23 protein-coding genes are annotated in these 21,217 nt (G+C 45.8%); 8 read left to right on the forward strand and 15 right to left on the reverse strand.

The features are described from left to right. Positions 1 to 91: 91 nt before the first annotated feature. The 3 genes from MUG84_RS24265 to MUG84_RS24275 form a co-directional block, all read right to left on the reverse strand. Complete coding sequence (locus MUG84_RS24265) at positions 92 to 1,714, reverse strand: type 2 periplasmic-binding domain-containing protein (protein WP_244730195.1); 1,623 nt, start codon at positions 1,712 to 1,714, stop codon at positions 92 to 94. Positions 1,715 to 2,089: 375 nt separating this feature from the next. Continuing rightward, entirely contained in the window at positions 2,090 to 3,277 is a 1,188-nt protein-coding gene (locus MUG84_RS24270; protein WP_244730196.1) for a glycoside hydrolase family 88 protein, read from the reverse strand. A 408-nt stretch (positions 3,278 to 3,685) separates the two neighbouring features. Then, positions 3,686 to 4,486 (reverse strand): sulfite exporter TauE/SafE family protein, encoded by an 801-nt coding sequence (locus MUG84_RS24275; RefSeq protein ID WP_244730197.1) that lies wholly within the window; start codon positions 4,484 to 4,486, stop codon positions 3,686 to 3,688. A 128-nt stretch (positions 4,487 to 4,614) separates the two neighbouring features. Between MUG84_RS24275 and MUG84_RS24280 the strand changes: the two genes are divergently transcribed. Continuing rightward, the gene (locus tag MUG84_RS24280; RefSeq protein WP_244730198.1) at positions 4,615 to 4,779 is read left to right on the forward strand and encodes a hypothetical protein; all 165 of its coding nucleotides are present in this window, start codon (positions 4,615 to 4,617) and stop codon (positions 4,777 to 4,779) included. 186 nt (positions 4,780 to 4,965) lie between these two features. On the opposite strand, the gene MUG84_RS24285 is transcribed toward MUG84_RS24280, so the two are convergent. From MUG84_RS24285 to MUG84_RS24300, 4 genes are all read right to left on the reverse strand, one after another. Further along, a complete protein-coding gene (locus MUG84_RS24285) occupies positions 4,966 to 5,193 on the reverse strand; it encodes a sulfurtransferase TusA family protein (RefSeq protein WP_244730199.1) in 228 nt (75 codons plus the stop codon). A gap of 64 nt (positions 5,194 to 5,257) precedes the next feature. Beyond that, positions 5,258 to 6,415 carry an MBL fold metallo-hydrolase gene (locus tag MUG84_RS24290; RefSeq protein WP_244730200.1) on the reverse strand — a complete coding sequence of 386 codons (1,158 nt, stop codon included), beginning with the start codon at positions 6,413 to 6,415 and terminating at the stop codon, positions 5,258 to 5,260. Between the two features lie 21 nt (positions 6,416 to 6,436). Further along, positions 6,437 to 6,832, reverse strand: coding sequence for a DsrE/DsrF/DrsH-like family protein (locus tag MUG84_RS24295; protein ID WP_244730202.1), 396 nt, complete (start codon positions 6,830 to 6,832; stop codon positions 6,437 to 6,439). Positions 6,833 to 6,880: 48 nt separating this feature from the next. Beyond that, on the reverse strand, positions 6,881 to 7,204 hold the full coding sequence (locus tag MUG84_RS24300) for a rhodanese-like domain-containing protein (RefSeq protein WP_244730204.1): 324 nt from the start codon (positions 7,202 to 7,204) through the stop codon (positions 6,881 to 6,883). A 256-nt stretch (positions 7,205 to 7,460) separates the two neighbouring features. Between MUG84_RS24300 and MUG84_RS24305 the strand changes: the two genes are divergently transcribed. Further along, positions 7,461 to 8,297, forward strand: a complete 837-nt coding sequence (locus MUG84_RS24305; RefSeq protein WP_244730205.1) for a sulfurtransferase — start codon at positions 7,461 to 7,463, stop codon at positions 8,295 to 8,297. Positions 8,298 to 8,830: 533 nt separating this feature from the next. On the opposite strand, the gene MUG84_RS24310 is transcribed toward MUG84_RS24305, so the two are convergent. Next, on the reverse strand, positions 8,831 to 9,190 hold the full coding sequence (locus MUG84_RS24310) for a DoxX family protein (protein WP_244730206.1): 360 nt from the start codon (positions 9,188 to 9,190) through the stop codon (positions 8,831 to 8,833). A 701-nt stretch (positions 9,191 to 9,891) separates the two neighbouring features. Here MUG84_RS24310 and catA point away from each other — a divergent pair. Continuing rightward, positions 9,892 to 10,551 (forward strand): type A chloramphenicol O-acetyltransferase, encoded by a 660-nt coding sequence (gene catA / locus MUG84_RS24315; protein WP_244730208.1) that lies wholly within the window; start codon positions 9,892 to 9,894, stop codon positions 10,549 to 10,551. 182 nt (positions 10,552 to 10,733) lie between these two features. Here catA and MUG84_RS24320 read toward each other — a convergent pair whose 3' ends face one another. The 5 genes from MUG84_RS24320 to MUG84_RS24340 all read right to left on the reverse strand — a co-directional run bounded on the left by MUG84_RS24320 (position 10,734) and on the right by MUG84_RS24340 (position 13,907). Next, positions 10,734 to 11,117: a VOC family protein gene (locus tag MUG84_RS24320; RefSeq protein ID WP_244730210.1), complete on the reverse strand. Its 384-nt coding sequence runs from the start codon at positions 11,115 to 11,117 to the stop codon at positions 10,734 to 10,736. 113 nt (positions 11,118 to 11,230) lie between these two features. Further along, positions 11,231 to 11,746, reverse strand: coding sequence for an SRPBCC domain-containing protein (locus MUG84_RS24325; RefSeq protein WP_244730211.1), 516 nt, complete (start codon positions 11,744 to 11,746; stop codon positions 11,231 to 11,233). A 12-nt stretch (positions 11,747 to 11,758) separates the two neighbouring features. Next, complete coding sequence (locus MUG84_RS24330; protein ID WP_244730212.1) at positions 11,759 to 12,121, reverse strand: ArsR/SmtB family transcription factor; 363 nt, start codon at positions 12,119 to 12,121, stop codon at positions 11,759 to 11,761. 369 nt (positions 12,122 to 12,490) lie between these two features. Then, entirely contained in the window at positions 12,491 to 13,297 is an 807-nt protein-coding gene (locus MUG84_RS24335; RefSeq protein ID WP_244730213.1) for a copper amine oxidase N-terminal domain-containing protein, read from the reverse strand. Then, positions 13,200 to 13,907: a hypothetical protein gene (locus MUG84_RS24340; protein ID WP_244730214.1), complete on the reverse strand. Its 708-nt coding sequence runs from the start codon at positions 13,905 to 13,907 to the stop codon at positions 13,200 to 13,202. Before MUG84_RS24340 ends, MUG84_RS24335 begins: the two co-directional genes overlap by 98 nt. Positions 13,908 to 14,380: 473 nt before the next feature. Between MUG84_RS24340 and MUG84_RS24345 the strand changes: the two genes are divergently transcribed. The 4 genes from MUG84_RS24345 (at position 14,381) to MUG84_RS24360 (ending at position 18,482) form a co-directional block, all read left to right on the forward strand. Next, a complete protein-coding gene (locus MUG84_RS24345) occupies positions 14,381 to 15,238 on the forward strand; it encodes an alpha/beta fold hydrolase (protein ID WP_244730215.1) in 858 nt (285 codons plus the stop codon). A gap of 24 nt (positions 15,239 to 15,262) precedes the next feature. Beyond that, positions 15,263 to 15,847: a TetR/AcrR family transcriptional regulator gene (locus MUG84_RS24350; protein WP_244730216.1), complete on the forward strand. Its 585-nt coding sequence runs from the start codon at positions 15,263 to 15,265 to the stop codon at positions 15,845 to 15,847. 188 nt (positions 15,848 to 16,035) lie between these two features. Beyond that, complete coding sequence (locus MUG84_RS24355; protein ID WP_244730217.1) at positions 16,036 to 16,767, forward strand: MORN repeat-containing protein; 732 nt, start codon at positions 16,036 to 16,038, stop codon at positions 16,765 to 16,767. Between the two features lie 284 nt (positions 16,768 to 17,051). Next, on the forward strand, positions 17,052 to 18,482 hold the full coding sequence (locus tag MUG84_RS24360; protein ID WP_244730219.1) for an alanine/glycine:cation symporter family protein: 1,431 nt from the start codon (positions 17,052 to 17,054) through the stop codon (positions 18,480 to 18,482). A gap of 83 nt (positions 18,483 to 18,565) precedes the next feature. On the opposite strand, the gene MUG84_RS24365 is transcribed toward MUG84_RS24360, so the two are convergent. Together MUG84_RS24365 and MUG84_RS24370 are read right to left on the reverse strand one after the other, a co-directional pair. Next, a complete protein-coding gene (locus tag MUG84_RS24365; RefSeq protein WP_244730221.1) occupies positions 18,566 to 19,174 on the reverse strand; it encodes a HEAT repeat domain-containing protein in 609 nt (202 codons plus the stop codon). A gap of 14 nt (positions 19,175 to 19,188) precedes the next feature. Further along, a complete protein-coding gene (locus tag MUG84_RS24370) occupies positions 19,189 to 20,250 on the reverse strand; it encodes a suppressor of fused domain protein (protein ID WP_244730223.1) in 1,062 nt (353 codons plus the stop codon). Positions 20,251 to 20,512: 262 nt separating this feature from the next. On the opposite strand from MUG84_RS24370, the gene MUG84_RS24375 reads away from it, so the two are divergent. Continuing rightward, on the forward strand, positions 20,513 to 21,169 hold the full coding sequence (locus tag MUG84_RS24375; RefSeq protein ID WP_244730224.1) for a DUF2306 domain-containing protein: 657 nt from the start codon (positions 20,513 to 20,515) through the stop codon (positions 21,167 to 21,169). Positions 21,170 to 21,217 lie beyond the last annotated feature (48 nt).

Here is a 21,217-nt window from a genome sequence, read left to right on the forward strand (position 1 = left end):
CACATTTGTCTCCCTGCCCTTCAAGTAAAAATCACCCCGGGATTCCGGGAGATGGCCAAGCCATCCCCATATCCCCGTTCATTTTTATCACCTATCGCTTATTGAACCGGTCAAGAGCTGCCTGTTGAATCTTAATGGCATCTTCAATTCCCATGGTCTCAATTTTCTTGACATATTTATCGAAGTTTTCGAGCGGCTCAGCGCCCATGATGAATTTCAGGAACATTTCGTCTTTATACGTGTTAATGTCCGTCATTATGGAGGCGTATTGCGAGCTTTCGTCCTTCGTTGGCGTCACAAGCGGCATTCTGCGCTCGCCGGTAGGCGTAGACCAGATTGTAAGAGCATCCTTTTGGTTCGGCAGCGCCAGATATTGCATTTGGAAGTCATCGCTGAGGACAAATGGAGCGCTCCAAGTCGAACGGTTATGTTTCCCAAAGGACTGCTGCAGGCTCACACCGCTTGGAGGATTTAGGACTTCCGGCAAGAATACGGGCTTTCCGTTTTCCATCTTGTAGGCTTCGCCTTCCTTGCCATAGTTAAAGAGTAAATTCCCTTTTTCTCCGTAGGCATAATCCAGCCATTTGACCGTTTCAACCGGATTAGGGTTACTGGTCGAGATCGCTGCGCCAATGCCGTTGGCTGCAAAGTCCTTTTGACCCCAAATCGGCTGATCCCCCTTGTTCAGCACCGGATACGGAACTGCGACCAAATTGAAATTCGGATCTTTATCCTTCATCAGGTTGGCGTATTTGCCGATACCCCCGCCGTTATAGACTGGGGCTGCCCCCAGCTGATTGCCCGTCATTTTCGCATCGAACAGCTTGTCGTTCGGCGCCGCGAAATCCTTGTCGATTAGTCCTTCCTTATACCATTTGTTCATGGTGGTCAGAAACTCTTTGTATTCTGGCTGGATCGGTCCATAACTAACCTTATTATCGATTTGGTAGAACCCGTAATTGATTCCCCAGGCGCCAAGGAAAGGCGCATCCGTACCAATATCACCATTCGTGATGTACAGTGGAATTTCATCGGCTTTGCCGTTTCCGTTCGGATCCTTCTCTTTAAAAGCCTTCAGTACCTGATACCACTCATCAATCGTGGTTGGTGCCTGAAGTCCCAGCTTGTCGAGCCAGTCTTTACGGATAGAAGGCCCATAGAATACCCGGACTTTATCTCCCCCACGGAAGAATGGGAACATATACAGGCTTCCATCATCTGTTGTGACCATCTTTTTCCAATCTGGATGCTCATCCAGCAGTTTCTTCAAATTTGGGGCGTTTTGATCGATCAGATCATTCAGTTTAATGATTTTGTTGTCTTGAATTGCTTTCTCAGGCCCTCCCGGATACCCAATCCATGAGGTTTCGATCACATCCGGCAGCTTTTCCGATACCATCATCAAATTGAATTGTTCCTTAGCCTGAGCCGAGTCGGTCGGTGGGTGCTGGAAGTCAACCTTCACGCCCGTAACATTCTCAAGCTCCTTGTACATGCCCATTTCTGCATAGGATTTCATTTGTGCAGCTGCTGCAGGGTGCATGCTCACCCAATATGTAAGATGGCTTAGCTTTTGCGGCTCGGCAGTTTTGCCTTTCGAAGAGGTTTCTCCTGCGGCCTGATCTTTTCCGGAACTGCTGCCGCATGCGGCAAGTGAGAAAGCCAAAGCAGTCACCAAGAGCATTTGACCCAACTTTCTACCTTTTCTTTCCATGAAAGCGCCTCCTTTTTTTTAGATATCAGAAAGTTTAAACTTCATGAAACGCATCCTGATATCGCAAGAAAAACCTCCGCTAAATGCGGTCTGACTTCTGTGAAAGTACGTCGATAAACGTTTTTCTTATTCATATCAAATGTTCCGGAGTTCCGTTTCACCGGTCAGCCGGTATGCAAAGTATAGATAAAAACGACCACTGTTAGGAACTGGAACATTTTCATAAGACCTGTATTTTCGTAAGATTACGGACTGACAATTCTAATTTTTCCATGCATTTTTAAATATTGTGTTCCCGTTCAAAGTCCTAAAACCCTTTATTTACGCGGTTTTTCAATCAGCTCCATAAAATTTGGAGCAATTGCCCGCTCTTCTTTACCAATAGGGTTTCCAGTCTCTCGTTACGCGGACAAGTGCCTCGTACATGTAATAATCGCCCCAGATGCAGCATTCGTCCACGCCGTTGTTCCCCGGTTTGCTGTACACCGCATGAAGCAAAATCCCGTTAGATGAGGGTATTTCCCGGGTCATGTAATTTTTAATCAGAGATTTCAAAATCAGCAGCGCAGCATTTTCGTATTTCCGTTTCAGGGGATCCGTCAGCGGAAGATGCGCGGAAGTTTCGAGAAGCCCACAGACCGCAATGGCTGCTGCAGAGCTGTCCCTTTCCTCGGGGCCGTCTGTGAAGATTAGATCCCAGTATGCAACATAGTCTTCAGGAAGCCGGCTCAAGAAGTAGTTGGCTACTTTTTTCGTCAACCCGATTAATTCCGTGTCCTCTGTATAGCGGTATGAAAGCGGAAAACCGTATATTCCCCAGGCCTGCCCCCGGGACCAGCAAGAATCGTCCGAGTAGCCTTGAGCCGTAGATCCATACTTCGGTCTTCCGGTCTCGGTATCCATATAGAAGGTATGAAAGCTGGTAGCATCCTCGCGAATGAGATATTCTGCCGACTTCTGGACATGAGAGGCCGCCGCATCGTAGTATTTTCTGTCCCCGGATACCTCGCTTGCCCAAAATAACAGAGGCAAATTCATCAAACAGTCGATAATCATCCTTCCCTGCTGTTTCGGATCGCTGAGGTTCCCCCAGGCTTGGATGATTCCGGCTTTCTCCAAATAGCGGTTGTAAAGCAAATCTGCCGCTTCCAAAGCAAGTTGTTTCGCTTCTTCGTTCCCGGTGAGCTTATAGGCCGACACGCAGGAGAGAGTATACAGGAAGCCCAAGTCATGGGTATCCGTGTAGCACCGTTCTTCCACCCGCTGCCTGTAACTGCCTAGCTGCTTCTCTGCTGCCTGCCGGTATTTCTCCTCGCCGGTTGTCTCATAGGCCAGCCACAACATGCCGGTCCAGAACGCCGGAGTCCACTCGGTATTGCCTATCTGTTTGTAAATATTGCCCGTGCTGGCTTCCGAAGGAAAAGTATCCGCGAAAGTTTCAAGATTGCGGTCCACTTGTCCCAATATAAAAGCCATCGCTTCTTCGCAGCGCTCTTTTGTGAGCTGAGGTGCTTGATCATACCTGCTGCCAACTTGAATCCCTTCGTCCTTCACCTGCTTCATTGTTCCTTCCCCCTTGGATACTGAATATCATTCATTGGATTGAATTGTAACCAGAGAAAGTCATGCATCACAATCGCCATATTTTCTGATCTACTGCCGTTTTTACTTCACATGCTGTCAGGTTGAAATATCATCGGCCTTGTTTAAACATCGTTCCATTAGAAAAAACGTCCAGCCAGGTATCAGAAAAACATCCATCAAGGCATCTTCCAAGAAGACAGACCCCGTTCAGCAGAAAGTTTTCTTGCGGGATTAAGGTACACTAGCTTCGAAGTTTAGCTTTTCGATTCCTACCAAAAAAGCCCATGAGATGATCACCTCTATTTCGAGGTGTACAACTCACAGGCCTTTATTTTAGTTTGAGGGAGGGGTGTCCAATGAGGGATCACAATAAGCTTTCAAATCATTCTATGAAGCAAAGATCCCCCACCAGATTTTGATGGCGGTGGCGGAGATCAATACGGCTAGACCGATGCGCAAATATTTGACGTTCATATGACGGCTCACCCGTGTGCCTATCGGTGCTCCCAGCACACTGCCGATCACCGTGAAAACCGTGGGCAGAACCGGTATACCTCCCCCGATGAGTTTTCCGGAGACTCCGCCGATCGCGGAAATAAACACAATGGCGAGCGAGGATGCCACGGTAACCCGGGTAGGTATTTGCAGCACGGTCAGCATAATCGGGATGAGGATAAAGGAGCCGCCCGCTCCGACAATGCCAGATACAATCCCGACAAGCAGCGCCGCAACCGATGCAATCATCGGATTGAAAGTGATAGCTTCAAGCTTAGCTTCTTCCCTGGTTCCCCGGCTCGGTATCATCATTAAAATGACGGCGATAACGGCCAATACACCGTATACGATATTGATGGTATCGCTGGGGAGATACTTTGAACTGATGCTTCCTCCCAGACTCCCGATCAGTATGCTGATCCCCATGTTGGTAATCAGGCCTTTATGCATCAGCGGCTTTTCCTTTTTGCTCTGCTTCCTGAGTGCAAGAATGCCAGCAAGCGAGGAAAAGAAAACCTGGAACATGCTGATCGATGATACTTCTTTGGCTGTAAAGCTGCCTGCATGAAACCATTCGGGAACGTACAGCAGCAGCGGATAGTTGATGATCGCCCCTCCGATCCCCAGAAGCCCCGAGAAGAATGAACCGACCAATCCAATGAAAAACATGATGATAAATCCGGTGATATCCACTTGTTGTGCACCTCCAGTGACGGTTCATTTTCGAATTAATTATTTTTTGAAATGCTCTATACTAATGAAACTTTACGCGTTATAATAATTCCTAGTATTTCGATGGGATAATGATGGTGGATCTCAGCATGCTGGCCAAACTTAAACGCCTGTTTCAAGACCGCTGCCCGGATTGTTCCGAACCGCTCGTTGCCGAATCGGATCATCTGCACTGCATGAAGAGCTGTCCGAATCAACACTATAAGGAAGAAACCTACTTCCATCTAAATTTAAAGATCATATATCACAGTTAATGATTATACTAGATAAATTGAACTAAAGTTTAATCCTCCATCTTCTTGATGTTAAATCAATGAGATAGGTACCTATTCTTAAGTTCAATTTATATAGAAGAATAACTTTATTGGTGTATTTGTTTATACCGAATAAATAGCAAACACTCCGTGGTACCGGAGTGTTTGCTTTTTAAAGGACGGTTCTTACTTCTTTTTGATCCAAAACGTATATATGCCGTTTTCTTCTGCGCTTTCTATGAGCTGATGTCCTGTAGAGTTGGCCCATCCTGTCAGATCGTTTTGCGAACCCTTATCCGTTGTTTGAACTTCAAGAATTTGTCCGGACTGGAGCTCTTCAATAGCTTTTTTGGTGCGTACTATTGGCATTGGACATGCGATTCCCTTGGCATCAAGCACTTTATCTGCGTTCATGAGTGTTCCTCCTAGAATTGAAGTAATGGTAGTTTTGATGTAATGGTAATACGTTCATTTGAATTTATTTATCGTGAACGGCACAGCGGTTTGGACCGATCTCCATCTCGCGCTGTTCCTCTTTATCAGGTTCGATTTTGCCCATATTCGTCTGCCGGATTTCTTGATAGGCGTGGGGCTGCGGAGGAAGATTTTCGGTTACCGTTTGTCTAAATTCCGTTTCGTCCGAAATGTTAAGACCCGGGTTATTACTGAACAAATCACCCAACTTCGCATAAACCTTGCCCTGATTGTCCAGCTCTGTGACTTTACCAAAATGGGCAGGCAGAACGATCAGCTGTTCAGGCAGGCTGCCGTACAGCTCATACAAGGAATGGCGCAGATCACTGACCCAATCCTCCGCTTTTCCGGCCAGATCCGGACGTCCAATGGAAGCCACAAATAGAATATCTCCTGTGAGCAAGTACTCATCATCTATCAGGAATGACGTGCTGCCGATGGTGTGTCCCGGTGTGTAGATGGGATGGATGTTAACCTGGCCGTCACCGATTTGAAGATCGCCATTCTCTACAAGCTCGTGATAGGGGTAGGTGACTTCTTCCGCATCTTTCGGTGGCAGCCAGTAGGATGCTCCCGTAGCTTTGGACAATTCGCGCCCGCCGGATATATGATCTGCATGGAGATGGGTGTCCAGCACATGCTTGATTTGTACGCCATGATCTTTTGCAAAATCGATATAAGGTTGAATCATGCGCGCCGTATCGATCACTACAGCCTCGCCACCTGAGAGAACCATATATGAAAGGCAGCCTTTACCGGTTCTGACGAACTGATAGATCTCTCCACCTCTCTTCAGATCTCCGACTTTAACAGGCTCCAGATGCTCACTCCACAGCTTCATGCCGCCTTCAAGATAAAATACATTATCGCGTCCGGCTCCGGCAATCTGCTCCACGATAAACTGGGATGATCCCTCTTTGGCGCAAACAACAAGCACGCGCTTGTCTTCAGGAATACGCTCAAGAGCAAGATCTACCCCATCCAAAAGATCAAAATACGGAATGTTGATGATTTCAATGTTCTCGCCTTCGATTTTCCAATCGCTAAATTCGATTTCATTGCGGACATCCAAAATAAACAATTCCTCATGCCCCGCAACGGTTTGCGTCAACTCGTGGGGCGTCATTTTCATAAGAGCTGCTTGTTTCGTCTCTTCCGACATGATTTCTCCTCCTCCAGCTTGTTAGAACGACAAGGAAATGTTGGCGTCCTTTGCAAAGTCGATAAAGGTAGCTGCGCCGCCCACCTCGATGCCTTCGATAAAATCTTCTTCCTTCAGGTTCATGACGTCCATCGTCATTTGGCAGGCTATTATTTTCACACCTAACTCTTGCGCCAGAGACACAAGTTCCGGAATGGAAGGCACGTTCGCTTTGTGGAAGCCTTCCGCAAAATGCTCAGCACCTGCAGGCATTGGAAGCTGATGATGAGCTTGCTTATGAATCAGATTCAAACCTTCGAATGTAAAGAAAATGCCTACTTCTGCGTCGCTTGCTGCTGCCGCTGTTGCGATGTTGAATACCTTGTATGCGTCGAACATTCCACCGTTTGCTGCGATAATCGCTACTTTCGTTGCCATGTTTTACTCCTCCAATAGGTTAGATTTGTTGCACGATCCTCATCATGTTTAATCTTTCGTCGTTTCTCCTTGCCAGTTCATCATGCCGCCGATCATATTATGAAGCTTCTGATGTCCGTGAGATGAGAGAAATTCGCAGGCCAGGCGGCTACGATTGCCGCTGCGGCAGATCATAACCGTATCTTTGCTCCGGTCAATTTCATCATGGCGCACCTCGAACTGGCTGAGCGGTATCAGTATGACTTGCTTAATATGACCTTCCAGATACTCTTCTACTTCCCGCACATCAATGAACTGTACATCCTCACGCCCACTCGCAATCAGTTGCTCAACCTCCTGTGGCGTCATGTCTGACCAAGTTTGATTCATCATTACGACAGCTTCCTTCCTATTTCTTTCATATACCCCACAGGGTATTCAAAAAGGTATAAAAAATCGCAGGAGGAAATTCAAATTAAGAATACCCCTACAGGTATACATTCTATCTTGTTGCCACCTTTATGTCAAGACTGTTTGATCCATGAGTATTGGATTTTTATATGAGTTCTTGATATTGAGACTTATCTTTTGGACGCTGCCTATATATAATAGGGTTATTCATCATTATGCAATAAGGCGGTGCGATTAAATGAGCATAGTAGTAAGTAAACCTTGGGTGCTAGCCCGAATGTACGAACCGGATGTAACCATCGTGGATTGTCGCTTCGAGCTGGGCAAGCCTGATTCCGGAAGAGAAGCCTACGAATCAGAGCATATTCCGGGAGCCGTATATCTTGATTTGGAAAAAGATCTCTCCTCCCCTGTTCGCGAGCATGGCGGACGCCATCCACTTCCTGATCCGGAGCAATTAACCCGCACGCTTGCCCAAAAGGGAATTACACCTGAAACACGGATCATTGCTTATGACGATCAGGGCGGAATGTATGCTTCTCGCTTATGGTGGCTGCTAAGTTATCTGGGTCATAAAGAGGCTTTTGTTATGAACGAAGGATTTGCCGCGTGGAAGTCTGCAGGTTATCCGGTAACGGCCGATCAGCCGATTCGGGTGCCCTCGAGCTATACATATACGCTCCATCCGGAAATTCTTGCAAGTATGGAGGATGTACGGAATGCCGCAGGCACAGAAAATGTCATTGTCATCGACTCCCGCGACCCGCGCCGTTATCAAGGATTTGAAGAAACGATGGACAAGGCAGCTGGGCATATTCCGGGCGCCAAGAATAAGTTCTGGAAGCTGCTTCTGGATCAAGACGGAAAGTGGATAGCAGCGGATCAGCTCCAGGAGCACTATGAAGAATTCCCGGCGGACAAAGAAATCATCGTCTATTGCGGATCAGGCGTATCCGCCTGCCCCAATTTCATTGGTCTGAAGGAAGCGGGATATACGAATGTGAAGCTGTATTCGGGAAGCTGGAGCGATTGGATTTCGTATGAGGAGAACCCGATTGCTACGGGAGAAGAGTAAGAGCCAAAAGGCCGCATCGGACGCGGGTTTGGGGGCTGTGACAGGTTGTGAGCAAGTAACCTGTGCAGTCCTCTTTGGGCTTTCCGTTCAACAGCTTGCAAACAAGAAGTCGAGGAAAGCAGTTGCAAGCGGCTCGGAGCCAGCCACAGCAGGGCGGTCGGGTCAGGTTGTTGTTGAATGCTTGGAGGCTTTGTTTCCGTCAACCGTTCACGAGTTGCTGTTGCCACCGACATATGGATCGCTCCTCTCAAAATGGATGCAAAAAAGCCGCCGAAGCTATGGCGGCGATGAGCGGTATATTTATGAAAATTATAAAGTTTTCCCATCCAAGCGGACAAGGTATGCCCCTGCCTCTTTCCCGACGATACCTGTCAACAGCCTGCCAACAACCATTCAACAAGTTGTAAACAAGCCCATATCCGTCCACAACCCAGCCCATCCACCTTCCGGGTACTATCTTACTCCACCCTGTGAAGAGGAGGTTCGAAAGTTCCCCCTCTTTTACGCCTGAAAGCCATCTTGCCCCCAATCCGTTAGATCAGGAAGCCGAATACGAGCACAATGATGGACAAGGCGAGAAGGCCGAGGCAATTCATCCAAAACTCTTGCTTCAGGAAACGTGCCCTGATGTGAGCATACGATGCTGACAAGAAATACAGAATGACCGCCACATTGGCGGCGAGAGCCACGCCCGGAATCCAAATCCCTGCGACGAGACCCGCTGTTGCAGCAAGCTTGATGACGATCAAAGTCCACCACCAATCATGTGGGAAATTGACTCCGTTAAGACAATTGCGTATAAAGGCAGGAGGTTTGATTGAGACGATTGCATCAAAGAGCAGTACAGCTGCGAGGAGAGCACTCAACCACCAAGGATCAGGGACAAGCTTCATGTTGTACCACTTTCCTTTCATATATATAGGGTTCAACTGAAGAATATCATGTCCTTAGTAAAACATATCCAAAATCTGGTTTTCAATCGGCTCGACCCAGCCACAGGGGTATACTTCGCCTTGGCTCAAACCATACTGTTCAGCCAGCCCCGTCCTCCACGGGGTTCTTGCTCTTGAATTGCTTCCAAGCGTAGCCAAGGGGGATCGTTGCACATGGGCGCCGGCATGTCCTTCGAGGTATTCCCGCCGCGCTGATGGAACCCCTACTTTTCGGCGTTGGAACTATTCAAGAATAGAGGTTCGTGGGGGAATAAGAAGCTGGTCGGATTGGATTTCGTATGAGGAGAACCCTATTGCTGCGGGAGAAGAATAAGAGCTGAGAGGCTGATTCAGAAAACGGGGGCGGGGGCTGTGACAGATTGCCGGGAGGTGGACTTTTGTAGCCCTCTTTTGGATTTCCGTTCAACAGTTTGCAAACAGAAGATATAAAATAATCCAGACAATTAGCCTGTGATCGGAAAGAATATGTTAAAATGGCAAGAGCAAAATGAGATAACTTGTGAATCAGTTCAAATCGCCTATGATGGGAAACTTAGGAAGGTTCAACGGCCAGCACAAAAATAGACGAGGAATGTGAATGAGGATATGGTTAAAGCAGTCGATGGTCCCTCCTAAAACAAAAAATTTTAGGAGGGTGAAAGATGATTTTCAATCCGATTGATATTGATAGTTGGACCAGAAAACCTTATTTTGAACATTATTTAAACCATGTAAGATGTACCTACAGCATGACCGCCGATATTGACATCACCTTGTTGCGGGCAGAACTGAAGTCCATGGGGATTAAGTTATATCCAGCTTTGATCTATATGATTACGACGGTGGTTAATCGCCACTGCGAATTCCGAACTTGCTTTGATTCGGAGGGTCGGTTGGGCGTTTGGGATCGTATGTCTCCCAGCTTCACCATATTTTATGAGGAGGATAAGACTTTCTCTAGTATATGGACTCCATTCAGCGAGGAGTTTCAAACGTTTTACGATCGTTACCTTCAAGAGATAGAAACGTACAAGAATACGAAGCAGTTATTCCCTGACACGAACGAACCGCCGAACACGTTCCCAATTTCTAGCATCCCTTGGGTTAGCTTTACTGGATTTAACTTGATTGTCAACACCGGGGGAACCTATTTGCTGCCCATATTTACTATAGGAAAATACCATTGGCAGGATCAAAAGGTATTGCTGCCTTTATCGGTGCAATTCCATCATGCAGTTTGCGACGGTTACCATGCCGGCGTGTTATTTAATGAGCTTCAAGAATTGGCGGTGGGTTGTAAGAGCTGGCTGGCAGGTAAATGATCCTCCGAGGCATTCCCACCGCGCTGATTGGACCCCCTACTTTCAACGTTGGAACCCTCCGAACATAGGGGTTCGTGGGGGGATAAGAAGCTGGAGCGATTAGATTTCGTATGAGGAGAACCCGATCGCGACAGGAGAAGAATAAAAGAAAAAAGCCCGCGCTGGACGCGGGCTTCTAGTCATTATTCAGTTACTTTTTCTATTACGGCAAAGTAATTTTCTTCATGATCTGCAAAATTAAATACTCTGCCGGAAGGCAAGTTTACTATTTCTCCGACTTTTACGTTTTTGTTTGATAAGTCGCCATGTAATTGGTCTAGATTTTCCGTAAAAAACATTAAAGAGGGTGTGCCGAGATTTAATCCAGGTGACATTTTAGCAACGAATTCCTTATTATGGAGAACAATGCTTGTGTCTGCACCTTTAGGAGCAATTTCAATCCATCTAAATCCTTCACCATTATTCTCTTCTGCAATTACATGAAATCCTACTTTTTCTGTCCAAAAACCCACTGCTTCATCTTGGTTATTTACATACAACATAATTTGCCCAACTTTACTAATCATTGATTTTTTCACTCCTTTGTAAAAGTAATTACCAAACTCGATGCTCCTAATCTTTACTATAGGTGCAGGTTCCTTTACAGAACCGCCTACAACCGTCGCCCCCCCCATATTCCTTATATGGCCTCGTTCAGACGCTCCTCCAGACGATCCCAAGTTTCTGTGATTCCTTGTAACATCCCCATGTCCATTACGGTCTTGAGGGCCTCCGCTGATACATATTCGGAACGGCTGACCAGCTTCGTCTTGCCGCCTAGATCGATGAATTCCATCGTGGTCTCGGTCGACGGCATGGTCTCGTTCGAATTGCCCTCGGCATCCGAGAAGTAATCGGTGTAGACGATCTTCTCCGGTTCGACAATTTCCTTATAAACGCCTTTACCCCAAGATTCCATACCGTAAAATTGACCTAGGTTCTGATCGATACACTTCATGCAGTAGTGCCAAACGCCACCCGGCCGGAAATCGACGTTGCAAACCGGAAGCTCCCAGCCTCTAGGTCCCCACCAACGCTTGAGATGCTCAGCCTCTTTAAACATCTTGAACACGAGATCACGCGGCGCGTCAAAAACGCGCTCCAGCACCAGCACCCGATCGTTCTCTACCCTCGAAACCATTTCATTGTTTGACATTGTAATTCCTCCTCATCCATTTGAGTGATCTTGTGATTTTTCCTTGTTTTGCAGTTCCCGTAAGTAGTCTTCCAAATTGTCGAATCTGTCTTCCATGACGCGCTGGAAGGACTTTACCCAAGAGTCCAGCGCTTGGAAGGGCTCGGCCCGGAGCTTGTAGATCCGGCGGTTGGCTTCGGCCTTCACTTCCAAAATCCCGCTATCGCTAAGCACCTTCAAATGCTTCGAGGCTTGGGGTTGTCGAAGCCCCAGCCGGTTGGCAATTTCTCCCACAGTCATTGGACCGTCGCGCAAAAGTTCCACGATATTCATGCGATTCGGTTCGGCCAATGCACTCAGCGTCGTCATGTCCATGCCCGGATTCTTCCCCGACATGTCGCTCACCTCATTCAGTGATGTCCTATCTGGTAATCATCTACTCAATTACCACGATAATCTTCGTGTTAATTATAATATACCCTATAAGGAATATTCCTGTCAATGAATATAAAAAAATAAAATAGCACCACCGAAATAAATTGAAACTCAAACATTCATCATATTAGAGACCCAATATGCTGGGTGTACAAGACGAAGAGCCTGCGTTGGACGCAGGCCCTTTCTTTACTAATCTCCAATATCTTCTGCGGAGTTAGGCTATTCATATCAAGCTCCCTAGCCACTAGATGGTTAGGAAGTATCGTGAAAGAACATTAGTAATATAACAGCAACTTAAAGATTTCGGCTAGTTTTCATGGTTGACACCTATTGATACCATATACCAACACCCGTATCCCCACTAGGCAAAGCGATTACTCGAACTCGATAGGTTTCATCATTGAACCATTTAACCTCCTGCTCTTCAAGATTCTTCTCTTTTCGAATATATTTCATGATATCATCGACAGTATCCGATTTGATCTTCTGGCGGAGAATATCTTCAACCTCTTGGATTTGCATCTCATAATTACCGTTTACGCGGTCCTTTGCCAATCCTAAGATCAGCAAAGCTCTATTCTTCGTACCGTATTCATCATAGTCACCTCGGTCAATATTTAACTCCGATCCCGTAAACAGCGCTACCTTGAAACCGTACATATCCTTAATAATGACTTTATCATCCCCTGTACTGCCTGTGTACTCTGGAGTACTGATATAGACGGTATTAATCGTCTTATCATATTTTAAAGTTGCCCCTAGACCCTCGCTAACGAATCGCAACGGAACGAAGGTACGAGTATCTTTCAGCATTGCCGTGGAATCCATACTCTGCTTCTTGCCATCCAAGTCGTACTCTTTCTTGCCAACCACTAGCGTCATGGTCTTTTTTCCTTGCTTCAATGTCGCTGTTCTCGTCTCGTTATCCCAGCCAACCTCAGCCCCCAGCGCCTCACTTACAAACCGTATGGGTACTTGCACCCTGTTACTGGCATCAACAAATGGCTGTGCATCAGGAAACAACACCCGTTCTCCATCAACCACCACCCTCAATGGCAGTGCCGCATACGTGAGTGTTGGAACTAGCAAGTAGATCAGCAAAAATAGCGTAAATGTGATTTTTAATTTTTTCATTATAAGAACCTCCATCATTCTTTAGCTTCGTGCTCTTTACCCTTTCTTCTTTCCAAATATCAAAGCCTTTGTGCAACTCTTCATTTGTTGTTACTATTTGACCTTGCTCATCAATATCAATACCGTTCGCAGTAACCAAATTCAGTTTTCCCTGCTCATTTTCTTCATCTTTGAAATAATTAATTACGGTCATATCTGAATTTTTAGCTTCGTCAAATCGATCGTATGCACCGGGCGTAATATACCAGATGGAGATGCTGCTTCTCATGTATTTATGGTCTGCCAGCTTCTGTGCGAATGCTTTATATTTATCAATCTCAGCTTGTTCATCCATGTCGCCGTTACTGTTGATGAAGCGTTCACAATTTAAATACACCTGCACCAGCTGCCAATTCATCGGATATAACTTCAGAAACTGTTCATAGGACATATTGGTATCCGAATGTTCTGGATATGTCATACCTGTATCATTGGACACCTCGACCCTGCTCTCTCCCCAGATGCTGTTCGCCATTTCTGTAATTGGCTGTACAGCCGCTTTCTCATCCTTCGATTCACAACCTATCATGCTGAATATTGATAAGAACCCGATTAGGGCCAACACCGCCATCTTCGAAGAACACTTCAAACGATCACTCCTGTTCTGTTTTGAATCTTCCTCCTTACTTTGAAGCCCGGGTGAAATAATATTTAATTGTATATTTCACCCGCTTTCAATTGATTCCTCTATCTATACAAAAAAACGCATGGCCACCTTACTTTTGTAAGATAACCATGCGGATGCTAAATTTATTAGAGATGGTTCGGGCTAGCCATTACAGATTTAAAACGCACGATGAAACCTCAGCCAGAGATAATTTATCATGAATATATCTCTAATTGTAGATTATATTTTTTCCTTTTTTTACTGTTATATTTGGCACAACGGATTATTTAAATAGGATGTACCCGCGATAAACGAGAGATTGTGAGCAGGTTTGTTATTGACAAATATTAGAAGCCAAATTACATTATTATTGACTGATGCAGTCAATCAATAAATTGCTGTGATGGACTAAATATGTTATTAGGGGGACTTATGATATGGCTAAAGCAATAACAGAGGCCAAAATGGATCAATTCACCCGTTCAACAGTTACTTCTCAAGACGGAACGACGATCGGTTATCGAAGTATTGGTAGTGGTCCCGGACTGATTGTAGTCCCCGGTGCGCTTACGACTTCAGAACAATTCACTACATTTGCCCTCCATTTCGCTGATTCACTAACTGTTCATATCATGGATCGCCGGGGACGTGGTGAGAGCGGACCTCAAGGACCGGATTATTCGGTAAACAAGGAATGCGAAGACATCACAGCGCTTCAGGAAGTTACCGGCGCCTCCTTTTTATTCGGTCACAGTTACGGAGGGCTTGCTGCTTTGGAGAATGCTTTATCGAACCATTCATTTGTCAAAATCGCGGTCTACGAGCCTGGAGTCGTCATCCATTTAGAACCATCCGATTGGGATTGGTTAGCTGAATATGAAGAAGATATGAAAAAGAAAGACTTTAGAGGGGCATTTACATCATTCGTACGCGGAGCGGGCCAGACGTTCTTATCGCGAGTACCCAAGTGGTTTGCAAAACTCAACTTATGCATCGGGATACGCGGAGAGCACTGGAGCAGGATGCAGCAGCTTTTGCCTGAAAATCTGAATGAGCATAAGGAAGTACAGAGATTGTCGTCCTCTTACGGTAAATATAAGGCGATAACAGCGGACGTATTGTTAATGTCAGGAGCGAAAAGCGCGAATTCCGTGCAGCACATGATCCGAGAATTAAATCAGACGATCAAGCAGTCAAAAGTACTCATGATTCCAGGATTACATTACCTCTCTCCCGAAAATGGCTATTCCCCTATCCAAGTGGCCCAGCCTGTTAAGGAGTTTTTTCTCAGCTAAAACTAAAAAAAGGAATGAAGATCATTGTCACCTTTAAGTGGAGAACATTTGAACCAAATTCGCGACGAGCGCAGAGAACAAATTATTCAAGCAGCCATTAAAGTATTTTCGAAAAGGGGCATCATTGGAACCAAAATGAGCATGATTGCTGCCGAAGCCGGTATAAGTCACGGGCTTGTTTATCACTATTTTAAAACGAAAGACGAACTGTTCACCTTGCTTATTCAAGGAGCTATAGAAACATCGATATCTTCCATTGAAGGTCTTAATCAAGTTTCAGGGTCGCCTATCGATAAGATAAGACTGCTGACAAAACATATTCTTGATAAAGAAAATACACCGTTCTTCATGCTGATCTATCAGGCTAACCATTCGGACGGCGTTCCTGAACAGGCACAACATCTCATCCGGAAATATCCGCTCCAAGCCTATATCGATCGTCTGCTGCCTATCTTTAGGGATGGTCAACTGGCGGGAGAAATCGTGGAGGGGGATCTCGAAGAAATCGTCGGCAATTATTTCTCGATTCTCTCAGGGATCATGGTGCTAGGCGAAGGCTACCGTATCCCCGAAGTTGAATTTATGATGCGGACAATAACTACAATCTAATAGCATCTGCCGGACAGACCGGATTGTAAATTCGAGCCAAATTTTCTCCTTGAATGGAAACTTATTCCGCTGGTTTACGTCTATATAGTGGGTAGACAGGGAAAGAACCTTCCTGCATATATGTTGGGCTTTTTCCTTTCGCCTCATAAAAAAAACATAATTGCATACTTGAAAGGGTGTTCATCTCTATGAAAAAATTAACTGCGTTATCCTTATCCGTGGCACTATGCGCATCTTTGGCCACTGTTTCTCTCGTTCCCGCTTCCTCCATAGCACATGCTGCAGCAGCCAAAGAATGGGTTAACATTTCAGAACAGGTCCAATACTACGGCGAAGTCAAAAACGGAGTGCCGAATGGACGAGGTACGATGCATTGGGGAGACAGCAAGCAGTATTCAGGCGAATTTGTTAATGGTAAACGCGAGGGTAATGGTAAATATATCAATGAATATGTCCAGGAAGGCGAAAAACACAAAGTGGTGTATAGCGGCACTTGGAAGCAAGATAAAATGGAAGGGCAAGGAACTCTGACATATAAAGTAACTCAGGAAGGCGACGTGGTCAGATCGAATGAAATCCAAACCGGTACGTTTAAAAACGGGGTGCTTCAAAACGGTTATGATGTCATTCATGCCCTGGCAGATCCGGATTACAGCTTCACCTATAAAAACGGAAGCGAAAAGCTGGAAATCCTAGGGACGAATGTCGGCCTCAAAACATCGCTTAAAGAAGGTACACTATTCAGCATAGACTACCGGAATGGCTCCATCCACAAATACTACTCCGTCTTCCCGGCAGACACCAAATCCGAACAGCGCAAATTGAACGCAGATCTGAAATATTTGCGCAGCATCCAGAACAAACTGAATCCCCATCTCGATGAGTTTGAACGATTGTCCAAGCAGCTTCCGTTGAAATAACGAAGCGCAGCCATGAAGATGCTGTGAATAGTCGGGAGAAGTGAGAGAAGCTGACATCGGAATCGCATCATTTATTAGATTGAAATCAAACGGTATGTACCGTGTGCAATCTTGGTTGCAAACGGATGTACCGTTTTTTTATATAGAAAAGGGAGTAATTGTAAACTGTATAAAGGAAAAAAGTAGCGATAAAAAAATGCTTTTATTATCACATAATTACGATATAATTGGTTGTGTAAGTTAATCTGACATCATGATATGCGGAAGAAGGGAAGATAGAAAACGTGGAATGGTTTCACAATGTGGTATTAGCTTTAAGTGATTTTGTCTGGACTTATATCCTTATTTTCATGCTTATTGTACTTGGGATATATTTCTCGATTCGTACAAGATTTGTTCAAGTCTCTGCGATTCGAGAAACACTCCGATTATTAGTGGAGAAGAATGCAAGTGATTCGCCGGCGAATCAAGAGAAAGAGAAGAAAGGCGTCTCCTCATTTCAGGCGTTTTGTATTAGTACGGCTTCCCGAGTAGGCACGGGGAACATGGCTGGTGTGGCCATTGCCATCTCGCTTGGCGGACCTGGCGCCGTATTCTGGATGTGGGTTATTGCGATCTTCGGCGCAGCATCCGGATTTATAGAATCAACACTCGCACAGATCTTTAAGGTTCGTGATGGAAATGCATTCCGCGGGGGCCCGGCTTATTATATGGAGAAAGCGCTCAATGCGCGTTGGTTAGGCATTATTTTTGCTTTATTGATTACGTTCAGTTTTGGGTTTGTGTTCAATGCCGTGCAAGTGAATACGATTACCTCCTCATTTCAAGATACTTTTGGCTGGGAACCGTTATGGATTGGAATCGTACTAGCAGTCATGCTGGCTTTGACAATCTTTGGTGGGGTGGATCGGATCGGGAAAGTGTCGTCTTTCATCGTTCCAATCATGGCTACTGGGTACATCTTGCTCGCTTTGTACGTTATCATAACGAATTTTTCTGCGATTCCACAAGTGTTCTCGGAAATTATCACGAATGCCTTCGGCCTTCGAGAAGCTGTTTCAGGAGGAATTGGAACGGCGATGATGATGGGGATCAAACGCGGTTTGTTCTCGAATGAGGCTGGTATGGGAAGTGCTCCGAATGCTGCAGCAACGGCAAATGTGAGCCATCCGGTTAAGCAAGGTCTGATTCAGTCCTTAGGTGTGTTCGTCGATACGTTGCTTGTCTGTAGTGCGACGGCATTTATTATTCTCTTCTCAGGTTTACACACAACCGGAGATTACGATGGTATCCAGTTGACTCAACAGGCACTTGCCTCGGAGGTCGGCGATTGGGCAGGCATTTTCGTAGGCATCGCTATCTTCTTGTTTGCCTTTAGTTCGTTGATCGGAAATTACTTTTATGGACAGAACAACATTGAGTTTATCAATGGCAAGGGACGTCATATAAAATTGTGGATGTTTCTCTATCGGTTAGGCGTTATTGCAATGGTTATTTTCGGCTCCGTTGCTAAAGTGCAGCTAGTCTGGGATATGGCCGATTTATTTATGGGCTTCATGGCCTTGATTAATCTGGTTGTCATCGCATTGTTAGGCAAATTTGCTTTTGCCGCGCTGCAGGATTACCGCAAACAGCGTCGCGAGGGACTAGATCCTCAGTTCTTTGCGGATTCGATTCCAGGCTTGAAGGGTGCCGAGTGCTGGGTAAAAGAATAGAAGATAGTTAATTAAACCGAGATAAGGAAATACGGTAACGTATTACACTTTCTCGGTTTTTTGTGTGTACCAGAACCCTCCCGTTATTTTCGTTGATAAGGGTCTATGATTTTCCGGAGTATCCCTTTCACCTGGATTAAGGATGAAGGCAGCTCGCGCTCGACTTGCTCCATCGATACAAAAGGATATTCTTCCAGCAATCCGCGCACATTGGACCGGATACAATCCTTGTTGGTTTTATGCTGCTGCAGCAACCGTTCAAATACAGGGAGCAATCTTGCATCTGTTACTCCATTCAGTGCTTGTAAAGCTGTGTGCTGTATTACGGGATCAGCGTCTTCAAGCGCTGCTATAAATTCAGTTACATATTCTGCCTTAGCAGTCGATTTGCCCGCCTGATATAAAGCTTGATTACGAAATTCCTTATTCGGATGAGTAAAAAAGGGCATCAGTGAAAGCATTTCTACTCCCATATCGTTTAAGATCATCGTCATAAAACGAAACGCCTGCTCATCCGTTTCCAGCGGCAGCAGTGCGATCAGATCCTCAGTAAACCGTCCCTCTCCTTGGGGCATATACCATTTGATAAATTGCAGCGCAAGCAGTCGGCAGGCCGCGTTTTTGCTGTGCAGCTCCTGCCTAATGATCGGTTCGGCACGATCAAAATTCACTTTTGCCAGAACCTTTTTCAACCTACACCCCATCATTAACCGATGGTTTCCACAACGTTTCCTTCATTGTCCTTAATATGGGTTTGAACGATGCGAATAGCTGTTCCTTTCAACGAAGTAAGCTCGAACGTGCTTTCCTTAGGAAGTAAATTCCGGCTGAATTCAGCGGCCGTCGAATCATCCAGCGTAAAACGGACTTCATTTCCTTCGGCTGTGCATCCCGCGTTTCCACCTGGTTCGAACACCACCCTGATATCTGGGCCAACCAGACTGAGTGATTTCCCTTTCAAAATACGTCCGCGCAGCAGCTTCCCGATAATCCCGGCCTGTTTCGCTCCTAGCTGAAGAACAGCCGGCGTCTTACTGAACAAGCCCTTTTTGCCTGGGGTCCAGGATAATTGATCAACGTATAAAAAGCCTGTATTTGACCCTTCTTCTTCCATTCCTTTCTGAACAGCTTCCGAAACGGAAGAAGTCCGAAGCAGCGAATCGCGCGATAAATCCGTGATGTAATGCGGTATATGATCTTGTCCGACAGCCAGCACTCCCAGTGTATTCCACGTTTGCATTGCCTCGAGTTCGTCGCCCGTAATACCGACCATTTGCAGAAACTCCACCCGTCCATTCGGCGTATCCATGGCAGGGAGTTCTGGATCGTACACGAAGGCCAGAGCCGTTAGCAGCGTATCGGAGCCGAGGCAGATCGGACCGTTCGCATCCAAATAATCACCGGATCTAAAAACATTACCACTGTTAAACACATATCTCCCCATGTTTTGAAGTAGATTCAAGGCCCATGCCGGCGGTTCTTCCTCATCTGCGCTCCGGGCCAGGCGGAAGGTTAACTCGAACCCATAGCCGCTTTCCTCGGTAAGCTCTGACTCTTTGCCATACAGCTCTGAAAATCCATAGGTAACAAAATGCCAGTACGGAACAGGCGTCTCGCTCTTATACGTGCTTATCCCATCGAGAGGATCTTGGCCGCCCAATGCATACGGAAGGATCGTTCCATAGTGTTTTGGCTCCTGCTCCCCGTATAACTTCAATAATTCTTGATCAATGGCATCCCAGCCGGATGTGTTGGTCTCTTCACTCATATCAATCTTCTCCCTTCAAGTGTTATTTCTAAAACCTTTGCAGATTTAAGCACATATGACTAGTATATGGATCATTTTCATGAAACGCACGGGACTATAGATGCATTGGCGACTGGACTTGAAGAATGCATCCATAAGTTATTGACCAAGAACAGCAATTCACTCCGTAACATGATAAAATGAACTCTATGTGCAAAGAATCATTCACTTTTATACTTGATTCGGCAAGAAGTACTTCAAGAAAAGAGCGGAGTATAATCACATGTCAAAAAACAAACTTCTCTACGTTCTCATGCTAGTTGTCATCGTCATTTTTATTGTTTACATCGCTTTTGTGCAAATGATTCTTGATCCGCAAGCTGCCACGTTCCTCGGTTTCAAAACCAATCTGAATCATCCGCTGAACAAGACCATCTGGCTTGCGACGATGCGGGTGCATGTTGTGTCTGCCTGTATCGGAATGATATCGGGAGCCGTCAATTTCGCGGACTGGATTCGCAAAAAGCACCGGAAATTTCATAAGATCAACGGTTATGTATACCTTGCGACCGTTATGATCGTAGGCCTTACCTCCGGTTATATGGCTCCATATGCGACAGGGGGACGCGGAGTAAGCATCGCGTTTAATATATTAACTATGCTCTGGCCTGCCTTTACCGTCATCGCGATCCATCAGATCCGGAAGAAGCAGGTGCAAAGCCATCAAAAATGGATGATACGAAGCTACGCTTACTGCTTCACCAATATGACCGTGCATCTCCTAACATCCTTTTTCCGCTCCGCCGCCGGATGGTCTTATCCTGACAGTTACCGTATCAGTGTTTATATCACCATCCCGCTCCTCTATATTTTGGCCGAAGTGGTTATCCGTGCTGTCTTGAGGAAACCGAAACATGCAGTACGTCTCAACAAATCCTAAGATTCCGCCATAAAACAAAAAAAGCCGCCTTACTGCGGCTTTTCCAAA

Source organism: Paenibacillus mangrovi, assembly GCF_022898935.1.
In the GTDB taxonomy this organism is placed as follows: domain Bacteria; phylum Bacillota; class Bacilli; order Paenibacillales; family Paenibacillaceae; genus Paenibacillus_AQ; species Paenibacillus_AQ mangrovi.

Coding starts and splice junctions, on each gene's coding strand:
- MUG84_RS24265 (WP_244730195.1), bottom strand. CDS start 1,714: ATGGAAAGAAAAGGTAGAAAGTTGGGTCAAATGCTCTTGGTGACTGCT.
- MUG84_RS24270 (WP_244730196.1), bottom strand. CDS start 3,277: ATGAAGCAGGTGAAGGACGAAGGGATTCAAGTTGGCAGCAGGTATGAT.
- MUG84_RS24280 (WP_244730198.1), top strand. CDS start 4,615: ATGCTGGCCAAACTTAAACGCCTGTTTCAAGACCGCTGCCCGGATTGT.
- MUG84_RS24285 (WP_244730199.1), bottom strand. CDS start 5,193: ATGAACGCAGATAAAGTGCTTGATGCCAAGGGAATCGCATGTCCAATG.
- MUG84_RS24290 (WP_244730200.1), bottom strand. CDS start 6,415: ATGTCGGAAGAGACGAAACAAGCAGCTCTTATGAAAATGACGCCCCAC.
- MUG84_RS24295 (WP_244730202.1), bottom strand. CDS start 6,832: ATGGCAACGAAAGTAGCGATTATCGCAGCAAACGGTGGAATGTTCGAC.
- MUG84_RS24300 (WP_244730204.1), bottom strand. CDS start 7,204: ATGATGAATCAAACTTGGTCAGACATGACGCCACAGGAGGTTGAGCAA.
- MUG84_RS24305 (WP_244730205.1), top strand. CDS start 7,461: ATGAGCATAGTAGTAAGTAAACCTTGGGTGCTAGCCCGAATGTACGAA.
- MUG84_RS24310 (WP_244730206.1), bottom strand. CDS start 9,190: ATGAAGCTTGTCCCTGATCCTTGGTGGTTGAGTGCTCTCCTCGCAGCT.
- catA (WP_244730208.1), top strand. CDS start 9,892: ATGATTTTCAATCCGATTGATATTGATAGTTGGACCAGAAAACCTTAT.
- MUG84_RS24320 (WP_244730210.1), bottom strand. CDS start 11,117: ATGATTAGTAAAGTTGGGCAAATTATGTTGTATGTAAATAACCAAGAT.
- MUG84_RS24325 (WP_244730211.1), bottom strand. CDS start 11,746: ATGTCAAACAATGAAATGGTTTCGAGGGTAGAGAACGATCGGGTGCTG.
- MUG84_RS24330 (WP_244730212.1), bottom strand. CDS start 12,121: ATGTCGGGGAAGAATCCGGGCATGGACATGACGACGCTGAGTGCATTG.
- MUG84_RS24335 (WP_244730213.1), bottom strand. CDS start 13,297: ATGAAAAAATTAAAAATCACATTTACGCTATTTTTGCTGATCTACTTG.
- MUG84_RS24340 (WP_244730214.1), bottom strand. CDS start 13,907: ATGGCGGTGTTGGCCCTAATCGGGTTCTTATCAATATTCAGCATGATA.
- MUG84_RS24345 (WP_244730215.1), top strand. CDS start 14,381: ATGGCTAAAGCAATAACAGAGGCCAAAATGGATCAATTCACCCGTTCA.
- MUG84_RS24355 (WP_244730217.1), top strand. CDS start 16,036: ATGAAAAAATTAACTGCGTTATCCTTATCCGTGGCACTATGCGCATCT.
- MUG84_RS24370 (WP_244730223.1), bottom strand. CDS start 20,250: ATGAGTGAAGAGACCAACACATCCGGCTGGGATGCCATTGATCAAGAA.
- MUG84_RS24375 (WP_244730224.1), top strand. CDS start 20,513: ATGTCAAAAAACAAACTTCTCTACGTTCTCATGCTAGTTGTCATCGTC.